Raw genomic sequence first — 12,953 nt, forward strand, 5'->3', positions numbered from 1 at the left:
CCACGCGGGCCTTCCGGGATGTCTACCGCTCCGGCCCCGCCAGCAGCCGCCGCATCTCCGCCAGCAGCTCGTCGTCCGCATAGGGCTTGCTGAGGAAGACGTTGACGCCGGCCTCCTCGGCATGGCGCAGGTGCTTGTTGGTGGCGCGCGAGGTGATCATCATCACCGGCAGGTCTTTCCACAGCCGGGACTCGCGCAGCCGCCGGGTCAGGTCCAGTCCGTTCAGGTTGGGCATCTCCAGGTCGGTCAGCACGATGTCGGCGCGGCGGCGCACCAGGGCGTCCAGCGCGTCGTAGCCGTCGCGCGCGGTGGTCACGTCATAGCCGGCGCCGCGCAGCAGTTGCGCAATCGTCTTGCGCACCGAGATCGCGTCATCCACCACCAGCGCATGCTTGCGCGGCACCTTCATGCGCTTGCGCAGCTGGGCGGCTGCCTCGCGGCGCACCGGCGAGGCGGCCGCCTGCTCCAGCGCATCGAGGTCCAGCAGGAACAGCACCTTGCCGTCCGGGCGCAGCGAGGCGCCGGCCACGCCGCGCAGCCGGCGCAGCAGGCGGCCGATGTCCTGCAGGATCAGCTCGCGCGATTCGATGATGCGGTCCACCTCCAGCGCAATCTCGCCATGCGCCGCGCGAGCCAGCACCACCGGCCGGGCGCCGCCGGCGCCCTCGCCGCCGGCCAGCCCCAGCCAGGTGGCCAGCTTCTGGTAGGGCCACTCGCGCCCGCCATGGCGGAACACCGTGCCGGCCGGCGTCATGACGACGCTGCCCTGGCCGGGGGCCAGCGCCTCGACCACCGCATCGCTCGGCAGCGCATACACCTGCTGTTCCACCTGCACCAGCAGCGCATGCTGCAGGCCGGTGCTGGCCGGTACCTGCAGGCAGATCCGGGTGCCGGCGCCCGGCTCGCTGCTGATGTCGATGCGGCCCTTCATGGCACGCAGCCGGTCGGCCACCACGTCCAGGCCCAGGCCGCGGCCGGACACATCGGTCACCTCGGGCTTGGTCGAGAAGCCGGGCAGCAGGATCAGCCGGGCCAGCTCGTCCAGGCCCGGCTGCGCCTCGGCGGACAGCAGGCCCAGCTCGACACCGCGCCGGCGGATGGCGTCGAGGTCGAGGCCGGCGCCGTCGTCATGGCATTCCACCCGCACCAGCTGGCTTTCGCGCGTGAAGCGCAGCAGCACCGTGCCGGCCGCCGGCTTGCCGGCGGCGCTGCGCCGCGCGGGCGGCTCGATGCCGTGGTCGGCCGCATTGCGCAGCAGCTGCAGCAGGGGCTCGGTGAGGCGGTCCAGCACTTCGGTGTCGACCTGCACCTGCTCGCCCTCCACCTCCAGCCGCACCTGCTTGCCCATGACGGTGGCCGCCTGGGCCAGCGCACGGCGCAGCCGCGCCACCACCTGGCGCACCGGCACCAGCCGTGCGGCCATCAGCTCGCGGTGCTGCTGCACCAGGGCCTGCCCCTGCTGGCGCTGCGCCTGCTGGGCGGCGCGCGCCTCGCCGCGGGCAGCCTGGGCATGCTCCAGCTCGTCGGCCGCCATTTCCTCGGCGAAGCGCAGCAGGGCTTGCAGCTCGCTGCGCTGCTCGGTGTCCGGCGCCGCATGGCCGTCGATGGCGGCGGCCAGCTGGGCCAGCCGCAGCTTGAGCTGGGCATTGCTGGCTTCCAGCTGCTCCAGCCGGTCGTCCATCACCCGCAGGTGCTCCTCGAGCCGGCCGTGCAGCAGCAGGCCCTGGGCGGCCGAGCGCACCAGCCGGTCGAGCCGGTCCACGCCGATGCGCAGGCTGGCCAGTGCCGCGTTGGGCTGCTCGGGTGCGGCATCCACCGCAGCGCCCGGGGCGGCGGCCTCGCGCGGGGCGGCCGGCAAGGCGGCCAGTGCCAGCGCCGCCGGCAAGGTGTCGAGCGACAGCCGCTCGACACTGCCTTGCTCGATGGCGCGCACCCAGTCGCCCAGCCGTTCCAGCCAGGCCAGCGCATCGTCGGGCGCGGCTTCATGACCGCGCAGCGACTGCACCATCTGGTCAAGGCAGGCCACCGCCTGCTCCAGGTCGCGGGCCATCGCCACCGGCACCTCGCCCTGGCGGCCCACCGCATGGTCGAGCAGCTCCTCCATGCGCTGGCCCAGCCGGCCGATGCCGCGGATGCCGGCCACGTTGCCGCTGCCCTTGAAGGTGTGCGCGGCCCGCCGGGCGGCCTGCAGCGTTTCGAGGTCGGCGCGGCCGTCGGCCAGCGCGCGCACGCCGCGCGCCAGTGCGTCGAGCTGGATGGGGGCGTCGTCGAGGAAGGCGTCCAGCAAGGTCGGGTCGACGTCGTCCGGCACCTCGAGCGACACCTCGCGGTCGTCCAGCGGCTGCGGCGCCGCGCTCGGTGCGGCGGCCTCCATCTCGGGCGGCACGCTGGGCGGCAGGCGCAGCAGGCGCAGCAGCTCGTCGAGCTGCTCGCCGGTGGGCGCCACCGGCCCGCCGGCCACGAAGCGGCCCAGCTCGCGCACCGCGGCTTCCTCGCCCGGCTGCTCGAAGACGGCGGCCAGCGGGCGATGCCAGCGCAGCAGCCAGCCCAGCGCCTCGTGCAGGTCGGTGCCGTCCAGCTCGGCGAACACCAGCGCGCTGTCGCGCAGCAACTCCAGCACGATGGCCAGGCCTTCGAGCTGGATCATCCGCGCCGCCTGTGCCAGCCGGGCGAAGCGCTGGCCGGCCACTTCGGCCTGGCGGGGGCCGGCGGCCGGGTCGCTGAGCCACTGCATCAGCGCGGCGTCGATGTCGGGGGCCGCCAGCGTGAACTCTTCCTGCAGCACATGCAGCAGTTCGTGGATGGGGGTGCTCACGGGATGGTGTCCTCTGGCGCAGGAAGTGGGGGAGGGGGGGGAAGCTGGAACTGGTCGACCGATTCCGACAGCCGGCGTGCGAAGTCGACCAGGGTGGCGGTCGACTCGGTTTGCTGCTCGACGGCCAGGATGGTGTGCGCCGAGCCGCGCTGCAGCTGGTCGACGCGCAGCTTCAGCTCGTGCGCCAGGGCCGACTGCTGGCTGGAGAAGGCGGCGATCTGCCGCACCAGGCCGACCAGGTGCTGCGTGGTCTCGCGGGTGCCGGCCATCTGCAGGCCGGCCTGCTGGGTGGTGGCCGACTGGTGTGCCACCTGCACGATGAGCCGGTTCACGCTCAGCAGCGTGTCGCCGGTCTCGACCTGCACGCCCTGCACCAGCTGCACGATCTGCCCGGTGGCCTGGCGGGCCGAGTCGGCCAGCCGCCGCACCTCGTCGGCCAGCAGGGCCAGGCCGCGGCCGGCCTCGCCAGCGCCGGCGGCCTGCATCGCGGCATTGAGGGCCAGCACATGGGTGCGCTCGGCGATGCCGCTCATCAGGTTCACCGCCGCCGAAATTTCCTGGCTGCGCTCGGCCAGCCGCTTGAAGCGCTTCTCGAGCTCGACGATGGCCTCGCGCAGGGTGTGCGTGCCATGCACGGCGCTGTCCACCGCGGCCAGTGCCGCTTCGGTCGCGGCGGAGGCGTGCTCGGCCGCTTCGCTGCTGTTGTGCGAGAGCGCGCCGACCTGGGCCAGTTGGTAGGTGGCCTGGTTCAGTGCGTCGGCCATGGCCTCCAGCGCCTCGCGTTCGGCATGCGCGGTCTCGTCGACGCGCACCGCCTGCTCGCCGACCGATTCGCTGGCACTGCGCACCCGGGCAGCGATGGCGCTCACTTCGGAGAGCGTCGCGCTCATCTCGTCGCCGAGCTGGTTGACGGCCGAGGCGAGCGTGGCAATGAGGTCCTCGCCGACCTCGGCGCGCACGCTCAGGTCCTTGTTGGCCATCTGGAACACGGTCTGCAGCAGCCGCACGACCGACTCGTTGAGCCGCTCGTTCTCGCGGGCGGCGGTGTCGAGGGCGCTCAGCCGGCCGTCGAGCAGCCGGTCGAGCGCCTGGCCGAGCCGGCCCAGCTCGTCGTGCGGGCCGAGGCCGGTGCGGGCCGACAGCTCGCCGCGCTGCACCCGCGCCAGGGTGCGGTGCAGCTGGCCGAGCGGCTTGAGCCAGCCGCGCAGCAGCGCGGCGGCCACGCCGGCGCCCAGCAGCAGCGCGGCGAGCATGGCCAGCAGCGCCCGCCACCAAAAGGACCCGGCCGCGGTGGTGGCCGCCGCGTCCGGCTCGGGCGCCACGCTGAGCAGGGCCCAGCGCTGGCCTTCGAGCTGCAACGGTTGATAGGCGGCCTGCCAGGCGCGGCCGGCTGCGTCGCGGAAGCTGGCGCTGCCGCTCTGTCCCTGCAGTGACGCCGCGACCGCAGGCGTGTCCAGGCCCAGCAGCGTCGCGGCGCTGCGGCGGTGCGCAGCCAGTGCCCTGGGGTCGACCGCGGGCGAAGCGGCCGCTGCCGGCGGCAGGGCCGCCAGCAGGGCCGCGCGCGGCTCGCTGCGCAAGCGCTTGTCAGCGCCGAAGAGCAGGCTCTCGGCGGCGGCATCCGGGGCGGCGCGCAAGGGGGCGGCGAGCTGGTCCAGGCTGGCCCGCCAGGCCAGCACGCCCACCTGCACCTCGCCGTCGAAGACCGGCACGGCCGCCACCACCACCGGGCGGTTGGCTGCCGGCAGGTAGGGCCGTGCATCGGACAACGCCAGGGCGTCCGCGGAGCGCGCGCGCCTCACCTCGGCGTAGGCGGTGGCCATCGGCGAGCCGAGCAGCAGGGCGCTGTGCACGTTGCTGGCGAAGTCCAGGTCCTTGGCGACGGTGTAGACCAGCTGGTCGGTGTCGCTGTCGATCAGCACCAGGTCCTGCACCTGCAACTGGTCCTGGGCGCGGTCGAAGGCTCGGTGGTGCTGCGCATGCGCCTGGCCATAGGGGGTAGGCGTGTCGGGATAGACCAGCAGGTCCTTGCGGCCCGGCGGCTGCGGGTTGCGCACGATGAATTCCTGCTGCAGCGCGGCGGTGACGAGGGCCCGTGCGTCCATCGCGGCGGTCAGCTCCGGCAGCGGCGCCAGGTTGTTGCGAGCCCATTCGGGCTTGAACTGCTGGCCCAGCCAGCCCAGCATTTCCTCCCGCATGGCGGCGCTCGAGGTGCCGGCACCCGCATCGGCGGAGAGCTCCGCCATGGCGGCCTTGAACTGGCGCAGCGCGTCCACCGTGCTGCGCTGCGCGGCAAGCAGGCGCAGGCCGGCCACGCGGGTGGCGAACTCGCGCTGCACGGCTGCGGCATGGGCAGTGCGCTGCAGCAGCAGGGCCTGCTGCAGGTCGGCGACGGCCTGCCGCTGCGCGCCGTCCTGCACGCCCTGCCACAGCAGCGCGGCCGCCAGCAGGGCGCCCAGGCCGCCCAGGCCTGCGCTGCTCAACAGCAGTTTCAGGCGGAGATTCATCTCGTGCCCTCCCTTGTTCGCCGGCCGGGGTCTCAGGCCAGGGCCAGTTCGGCCGACAAGGCCTCCATCAGTGCCGCGGCGTCGATCAGGGCCCAGGCGCGGCCACCCTCGTCAGTGGCGGCACCGACGACAAACTCGGCCAGCGCCGCCGGGGTGGCAGGCGCCTCCAGGCCGGCCTGGGGCCGCGCCATGGCCGGCAGCCCACGGAAGGCGATGGCCGCCACCTGCTCCCCTTCACCGCCCAACAAGGCCAGGGCGCCCGGGCCGGTGGTGGGCGGCAGCTCCGGGTCGAGATAGAGGGCCAGGTCGAACACCGGCACCACCTTGCCATCCACGTTGGCGGCGCCCGCCAGCCACGGCGGCGCGTGCGGCACCTCCGACAGCTGGAGCTCCTCGACGATGCTGCGCGCCCAGCTGAAGGGGAAGGCCAGCCACCACGGGCCGCATTGCACTCCCTGGGCCAGGGCGGGCGAGGGGCCGTCAGCGGCGGCATGCGATGGGGAAGGTGCAGGGTGCTCCACGGGGCTCGGTCTGGGTGTCATGTCCAGTGCGCAGTGTAGGGTGAGGCTGCCGGGGGCAGGCCGGGCAGTTGCGGCGAAGCCGCAGCCGTGGCCGGGCCCAACCGCCCCGGCGCCCGGGCTGCCGGGGGCGATGGCGGCAGCCGGCGGCCGCTGCCGCGGCGCTTCACGGCGCGGCCGGGCGGGTGGTGCTGATGCCCTGGGTGCTGTCGAAGGCCCGCTGGAACACCTCGTGGTGGCTGCCGATCACGCGCACCAGTTCCTGCTCGTCCAGCGGCTTGGTGAGATAGGCATCGCAGCCGGCCAGCGTGCCGCGGATCTTGTCGATGGCGCCAGCGCGGCTGCTCAGCAGCACCACCACCGGCATCTGCTGGCCCGGCGGCAACGCGCGGCGCTTGATGCTGCGGCAGGTCTGGTAGCCGTCCATCCCCGGCATCATCACGTCGAGGAAGACGAAGTCGAACTGCCGTTGCTCCAGCAGCGCCAGTGCTTCCTCGCCGCCGTGGGCCAGGTGGACTTTGAAGCCGAAGCGTTTCAGGCGTGACTGCATGAAACGCAACGACAACTCGCTGTCATCCACCACCAGGATGTGTTCGTACTTGTCGTCGCCTTCGATCAGCACCGAATTGCTGAAGGTGCTGCTGTGCTGGAAGTCGCGCAGGCGGGCGTCCGCCGGCGAACGCCGGAGCGGGTGGGCCGACAGCGGCGGCAGCGCCGGCGGTGGCAAGCGGTGGGGCGACGGCGTTGGCTCCTGGGGCGGGGCCCGCTCGCCGCCCTGGCGCACCGCTTCGTCCAGCACCCGCAGCACATGGGCCGGGTTGAGCGGCCTGGGCAGCCGGGCCAGCGCGCCGCGGGCCTCGCCGGCCCCGACGAACAGCGTCACATCCCAGCGGCCGGCGCTGCGCAGGACGTCGTGCACCAGCTCGGGTTGCGCGTCGGCATCGGCGATGACGTAGTCGCAGGCGTGCAGCTCGCTCACCTGGCGGTAGGCCGGCGAGCGCCGGGCCGCAAGGCGGAAGAAGGCATCGAGCGTCGCCCGCTCGACCTGGTTGAACCCTTGCACCGCCACCCGATAAGGGACGCTCATGAAAACAGCTCCTGCGACACGCCACCCGCTCCGCCGCCGGCCCGGCCCCGATGCCGGGAGCGGCCCGCGGCGCCGGGACGCGTCTTGCAGCTGCTGTCCCGCCTGCCCGGCGTAACAGCATGTTTGCAGGCCCTCACTGAGGCCGTCAAGCCCGCACCTTGGGGATAGGATGCGCCTCGCGCGCAGTTCCATGGCCGCTGCGCGCCGCTGTGGCCGCGGTGGCCGGGGGCCATTCCCATCCGCAGGGAGCTTGCAATGAGCAGCATCTACGACTTCGAGGCGACCGGCATCGACGGCCGGCCGGTGCCACTCTCGGACTACCGGGGCAAGGTGATGCTGATTGTCAACACGGCGAGCAAATGCGGCTTCACCCCGCAGTTCGCCGGGCTGGAGGAGCTGTGGTCGCGCCACCAGGCGCGCGGCCTGGTGGTGCTGGGCTTCCCCTGCAACCAGTTCGGCTCCCAGGACCCGGGCAGCGAGGAGGAGATCGCCTCGTTCTGCTCGGTGAACTACGGCGTGAGCTTTCCGATGATGAGCAAGGTCGATGTCAACGGCGCGCAGGCCCATCCGCTCTACCGCTGGCTGACCGGCGAAGCGCCGGGCCTGCTCGGGACGCGATCGATCAAGTGGAACTTCACCAAGTTCCTGGTGGCCCGCGACGGCCGCGTGCTCAAGCGCTATGCGCCGACCGACGCGCCCAAGTCGCTGGAGGCCGACATCGAGGCGGCGCTCGCGTCCTGAGCGCCGGCCGGTAGGGGGCGGCCGCGCAGCCGGCCTCACCTCAAACGCCGGGTGCTGGCCGGCCGGCGACGCCGGCCAGCGGTGGGGCCGGCCGGCGAGGGCGGGATAATCGCTGCTTCTTCTGTCAGTACCAGCCCGAGGACCCTTTCCATGTTCCAGCACGTCGATGCCTATGCCGGCGACCCCATCCTGACCCTGAACGAGAATTTCCAGAAGGATCCGCGGGCCAACAAGATCAACCTCAGCATCGGCATCTACTTCGACGACGCCGGCCGCCTGCCGGTGATGGCCGCGGTGCGCGAAGCCGAGACCGGCCTGCTGCAGACCATCGGTGCGCGCCCCTACCAGCCGATGGAGGGTGCGGCCAACTACCGCAGCGCGGTGCAGCAGCTGCTGTTCGGTGCCCAGCACGAGGCCGTGACCAGCGGCCGCATCGCCACCCTGCAGACGCTGGGCGGCTCGGGCGGCCTGAAAGTAGGCGGGGACTTCCTGAAGCGCTACTTCGGTGAGGCCCAGGTCTGGGTCAGCGACCCCACCTGGGACAACCACCGCGCGATGTTCGAAGGCGCTGGCTTCACGGTGAACACCTATCCGTACTACGACGCGGCCACCGGTGGCGTGAAGTTCGACGAAATGCTGGCCGCCTTCAAGACGCTGCCGGCCGGCAGCATCGTGCTGCTGCATGCCTGCTGCCACAACCCCACCGGCGTCGACCTGTCGCAGGAACAATGGGGCCAGCTGATCCCGGTGATCCAGGAGCGCCGGCTGATCCCGTATGTCGACATTGCCTACCAGGGCTTCGGCGACGGCATCGAGGAAGACGCCTGGGCGATCCGGGCACTGGCCGACGCCGGCCTCAGCTTCTTCGTTGCCAGCTCCTTCTCGAAGAGCTTCTCGCTCTATGGCGAGCGCTGTGGCGGACTGAGCGTGGTGTGCCCCGACGCGGCACAGGCCCAGCTGGTGCTGGGCCAGCTGAAGGCCGCGGTGCGCCGCAACTACTCGAGCCCCCCCACCCATGGCGGCCAGATCGTCGCCAAGGTGCTGCTGACGCCCGAGCTGCGGGCCCGCTGGGCGGAGGAACTCGGCGCGATGCGCGAACGCATCAAGGCCATGCGCAGCCGGCTGCATGCCGTGCTGAGCGAGAAGCTGCCGGGGCGCAACTTCGACTACTTCCTGACCCAGCGCGGCATGTTCAGCTACACCGGCCTGACGCCCGAGCAGGTCGACCGCCTGCGCGAGGAGCAGGGGGTCTACCTGGTGCGCTCCGGCCGCATGTGCGTGGCCGGGCTGAACCAGCACAACGTCGAGCAGGTCGCCGTCGCGATGGCGGCCGTGCTGGCCTGACGAGCGCGCTGCCGGGCGGCGCCGGCGCCCGTCGTGCCGGCTGGCTGGCATGGTGCGGTGCCGCCCGCGGTGGCGGGGCGCCGGTGCCCGGCGGTCATGCTGCACTGCAGCGTCTTGCCAACTGCGGCATGGCGCGCTAGCCTGCTCGCGACTGATGAACCGTCCCACGCCCCTTGCCCGTCGTTGCGGCCCCCCAGGCGGGGTGCCTGCGCTCCGATGAGCCTCTTCCTGCTCAAGCGCTTCGCCATCTTCGTGGCGACGCTGCTGTGCGCATCGGCCGTCATCTTCACGGTGCTGGAGGTGCTGCCCGGCAATGCGGCGCAGGTCATGCTCGGCCCCACCGCCACCCCCGAGGCGGTGGACGCGCTGGCGCGGCAGCTGGGGCTGGACCGTCCGGCCCTGCAGCGCTATGGCGACTGGCTGGCCGGCATGGCGCAGGGCGACCTGGGCCACAGCGCCGCCTACGACACCCCGGTGGCGGCGCTGATCCTGGAGCGGCTGGTGGTGAGCCTGCCGCTGGCGGTGCTGGCGATGGCGCTCGCCGTCGTGCTCGCGCTGGCCCTTGGGCTGTATGCGGCGGCCCACCACAACAAGCCCGGCGACCTCGCCGTGATGGCATTCAGCCAGCTCGGCATCGCGGTGCCCAGCTTCTGGTTCGCCATCCTGCTGATCCTGTTGTTTTCGGTGCAGCTGCAGTGGTTCTCGGCTGGCGGCTTTCCCGGCTGGCGGGCCGAGGACGGCGGCGGGCTGCTGCCCGGGCTGCAGGCGCTGGTGCTGCCGGCGGTCTCGCTGGCGGCGGTGCAGGCGGCGGTGCTGGCGCGGGTGACGCGCTCGGCGGTGCTCGAGGTGCTGCGCGAGGACTTCGTGCGCACCGCGCGGGCCAAGGGCCTCGGCCGGCGTGCCGTGCTGTGGGGCCACGTGCTGCGCAATGCGATGGTGCCGGTGCTGACCATCATGGGGCTGCAGTTTGGCAACCTGCTCACCGGCACCATCGTGGTCGAGAACGTCTTCTACCTGCCCGGCCTCGGCCGCCTGGTGTTCCAGGCCATCGCCAACCGCGACCTGGTGGTGGTGCGCAACGTGATCATGCTGCTGGCCGCTGCGGTGGTGCTGATCAACCTGGCGGTCGACCTGCTGCATGCCTGGATCGACCCGCGGCTGAAGGCGAGCGACGCTTGAGCCGGCCCATCGCTTCCGCCGGCATCGCCTTCGGGCAGCGTGCACTGCGCCATCCCGGCTTCGTGGCCGGCGGGCTGCTGGTGCTGCTGCTGCTGGCGGGTGCCGCGCTGTCGTTGGCCTGGACGCCTTATCCGCCGGACGAACTCGACATCGCCGACAAGCTGGCGCTGCCCTCGGCCGCCCACTGGCTGGGCACCGACAGCCTGGGCCGCGACATCGCCTCGCTGCTGCTGGCCGGTGCGCAGAACTCCATTGCGGTGGGCGTGGTGGCGGTGGGCATCGGGCTGCTGGCCGGCGTGTCGCTCGGCGCACTGGCTGCCGCACGGCAGGGCTGGGTCGACGAGCTGGTGATGCGGCTGGCCGACTTCACCTTCGCCTTTCCGGCCCTGCTGTCAGCGCTGATGCTGAGCGCGGTCTACGGACCGGGGCTGTTCACCTCCATCGTGGCCATCGGCATCTTCAACATCCCGGTATTCGCCCGCGTCACCCGGGCCTCGGCGCGCCAGGTCTGGTCGCGGCCTTTCGTGATGGCGGCGCGCGCCTGCGGCAAGGGGGCCTGGCGCATCACCCTGGAGCATGTGCTGCCCAACATTGCCGCGGCACTCATCGTGCAGGCCACCATCCAGTTCGCCACCGCCATCCTGGCCGAGGCGGCGCTGTCCTACCTGGGCCTGGGCACCCAGCCGCCGCAGCCCTCCTGGGGCCGCATGCTCAACGAGGCGCAGACGCAGCTGTTCCAGGCGCCGCGCCTGGCGGTCTATCCGGGCCTCGCCATTGCGCTGTCGGTGCTGGGCCTGAACCTGCTTGGCGACGCCCTGCGCGACCTGCTCGATCCCCGGCTCGCTCACAGCAGGGGGGGCGCATGAGGCGACCGGTGGCCGGCAGGTGCCCTCACGGCCAGCGCGCGGGCCGCGCGCGCTGGCGGGCGGAGGCCGCCCGATGAGCCGGCCGCTGCTGGAGGTCGCCGGGCTCGGCGTCACGCTGCCGACGGCCCGCGGCCCGGTGCCGGCGCTGCAGGGCCTGGACTTCACGCTGGAGGCCGGCCGCAGCCTGGGGCTGATTGGCGAGTCGGGCAGCGGCAAATCGCTCACGGCGCTGGCCCTGATGGGGCTGCTGCCCGAAGGCGCGCAGGTCTCGGGCAGCATCCGGCTGGCCGGGCAGGAACTGGTGGGGCTGGACGAAGCGGCGCTGTGCCGCCTGCGGGGCAACCGCATCGCCATGGTGTTCCAGGAGCCGATGACGGCGCTCAACCCGCTGCACACGATTGGCGAGCAGGTGGCCGAGCCATTGCGCCTGCACCGCGGGCTCAGCCGCCGTGCGGCCCGCGCCGAGGCCTTGCGCCTGCTGCAGCGAGTGCGGCTGGGCGATGCGGCGCAGCGGCTCGATGCCTGGCCGCACCAGCTCTCGGGCGGGCAGCGCCAGCGCGTGATGATCGCGATGGCGCTGGCCTGCGGCCCCGAGCTGCTGATTGCCGACGAGCCCACCACTGCGCTGGACGTGCGGCTGCAACGCGAGATCCTCGACCTGGTGGCGGAGCTGGTGGAGGAACGCGGCATGGCCTTGCTGCTCGTCTCGCACGACCTGAACGTCATTGCGCGCAACGTCGAGCGCATGCTGGTGATGTACGGCGGCCACATCGTCGAGTCCGGGCCCACCGGCGAGGTGTTCGCGCGGCTGGCCCATCCCTACACCCGTGGCCTGCATGCGGCCCGGCCGCAGATCGGCGTCGGCCATGGCGTGCGGCTGCCGGCCATTGCCGGGCGGGTGCCCGCCTTGGGCCTGCTGCCGCCCGGCTGCCCGTTCTCCGACCGCTGCGCCTTCGCGCTGCCGGCCTGCCAGGCGGCACTGCCGCCGGCCTTCGAGGTCGGCCCGGGCCACCGGGCGCGCTGCATCCGGCTGCCGGAGGTGAGCACATGATCGGACCGCTGCTGGAGGTGCGCGACCTCGCCAAGCACTACCGTCTGCCACGCACCCGGCTGCTGCAGCCCGCCCCCACCGTGGCGGCGTTGAAAGGCGTCAGCTTCAGCCTGCCGGCCGGTCGCAGCCTGGGCATCGTCGGTGAATCGGGGTCGGGCAAGTCCACCCTGGCACGGCTCGTGATGGCGCTGGAGGCGCCCAGTGCGGGCAGTGTGCACCTGCTGGGGCAGGACCTGCACCGCCTGCCCGCCAGCCAGCTGCGGCAGGCGCGGCGCGACTTCCAGATGGTGTTCCAGGACCCCTATGGCTCGCTCGACCCGCGGCAGCGGGTCGGCCGCATCGTGGCCGAGCCGCTGGCCGCGCTCGGCGGCCTCCGGCGCGAGGAGATGCACGAGCGGGCGGCCGACGCGCTGGAGGCGGTCGGCCTGCGGCGCAGCGACCTCGACCAGTACCCGCACCAGTTCTCCGGCGGCCAGCGCCAGCGCATCGCCATCGCACGTGCCCTCATCACCCGGCCACGGCTGATCGTGGCCGACGAGCCGGTCAGCGCGCTCGATGTGTCGGTGCAGGCCCAGGTGCTCAACCTGATGCAGGACCTGCGGCAGCAGTTCGGCCTCAGCTACCTCTTCATCAGCCACGACTTGGCGGTGGTGGAGCACCTGTGCGACGAGGTGGCCGTGATGCAGGCGGGCTGCATCGTGGAGCAGGGCACGCCGCAGCAGCTGTTCAGTGCTGCCCGCCACCCGTACACCCTGGAACTGCTCGACGCCTGGCTGGCGCCGGGCGCGGGCCATGCACGCGGACGCCGCGCGATGGCCGGCAAAACGTGATGGAATGAGCGCCGTCGG

The 12,953-nt window shown here is 72.6% G+C and carries 10 protein-coding genes; 6 read left to right on the forward strand and 4 right to left on the reverse strand.

Annotated features, from left to right (window positions below; translation table 11 throughout):
• Positions 1-22 precede the first annotated feature (22 nt).
• The 4 genes from N7L95_RS16410 to N7L95_RS16425 form a co-directional block, all read right to left on the reverse strand.
• Positions 23-2,815 carry a hybrid sensor histidine kinase/response regulator gene (locus N7L95_RS16410; RefSeq protein WP_301256331.1) on the reverse strand — a complete coding sequence of 931 codons (2,793 nt, stop codon included), beginning with the start codon at positions 2,813-2,815 and terminating at the stop codon, positions 23-25.
• On the reverse strand, positions 2,812-5,319 hold the full coding sequence (locus tag N7L95_RS16415; protein WP_301256332.1) for a methyl-accepting chemotaxis protein: 2,508 nt from the start codon (positions 5,317-5,319) through the stop codon (positions 2,812-2,814). Before N7L95_RS16415 ends, N7L95_RS16410 begins: the two co-directional genes overlap by 4 nt.
• A gap of 32 nt (positions 5,320-5,351) precedes the next feature.
• Complete coding sequence (locus tag N7L95_RS16420; RefSeq protein WP_301256333.1) at positions 5,352-5,861, reverse strand: chemotaxis protein CheW; 510 nt, start codon at positions 5,859-5,861, stop codon at positions 5,352-5,354.
• Between the two features lie 142 nt (positions 5,862-6,003).
• The gene (locus N7L95_RS16425) at positions 6,004-6,924 is read right to left on the reverse strand and encodes a response regulator (protein WP_301256334.1); all 921 of its coding nucleotides are present in this window, start codon (positions 6,922-6,924) and stop codon (positions 6,004-6,006) included.
• A gap of 255 nt (positions 6,925-7,179) precedes the next feature.
• Between N7L95_RS16425 and N7L95_RS16430 the strand changes: the two genes are divergently transcribed.
• The 6 genes from N7L95_RS16430 (at position 7,180) to N7L95_RS16455 (ending at position 12,935) form a co-directional block, all read left to right on the forward strand.
• The gene (locus N7L95_RS16430) at positions 7,180-7,665 is read left to right on the forward strand and encodes a glutathione peroxidase (protein ID WP_301256335.1); all 486 of its coding nucleotides are present in this window, start codon (positions 7,180-7,182) and stop codon (positions 7,663-7,665) included.
• Between the two features lie 150 nt (positions 7,666-7,815).
• A complete protein-coding gene (locus tag N7L95_RS16435; RefSeq protein WP_301256336.1) occupies positions 7,816-9,009 on the forward strand; it encodes an amino acid aminotransferase in 1,194 nt (397 codons plus the stop codon).
• A gap of 216 nt (positions 9,010-9,225) precedes the next feature.
• Positions 9,226-10,188 carry an ABC transporter permease gene (locus tag N7L95_RS16440; protein WP_301256337.1) on the forward strand — a complete coding sequence of 321 codons (963 nt, stop codon included), beginning with the start codon at positions 9,226-9,228 and terminating at the stop codon, positions 10,186-10,188.
• On the forward strand, positions 10,185-11,054 hold the full coding sequence (locus N7L95_RS16445; RefSeq protein WP_301256338.1) for an ABC transporter permease: 870 nt from the start codon (positions 10,185-10,187) through the stop codon (positions 11,052-11,054). Before N7L95_RS16440 ends, N7L95_RS16445 begins: the two co-directional genes overlap by 4 nt.
• Positions 11,055-11,127: 73 nt before the next feature.
• Positions 11,128-12,105 carry an ABC transporter ATP-binding protein gene (locus tag N7L95_RS16450; RefSeq protein ID WP_301256340.1) on the forward strand — a complete coding sequence of 326 codons (978 nt, stop codon included), beginning with the start codon at positions 11,128-11,130 and terminating at the stop codon, positions 12,103-12,105.
• A complete protein-coding gene (locus N7L95_RS16455) occupies positions 12,102-12,935 on the forward strand; it encodes an ATP-binding cassette domain-containing protein (protein ID WP_301256341.1) in 834 nt (277 codons plus the stop codon). Before N7L95_RS16450 ends, N7L95_RS16455 begins: the two co-directional genes overlap by 4 nt.
• The last annotated feature ends 18 nt before the right edge of the window (positions 12,936-12,953 follow it).

The organism is Eleftheria terrae (genome assembly GCF_030419005.1).
In the GTDB taxonomy this organism is placed as follows: domain Bacteria; phylum Pseudomonadota; class Gammaproteobacteria; order Burkholderiales; family Burkholderiaceae_C; genus Caldimonas; species Caldimonas terrae.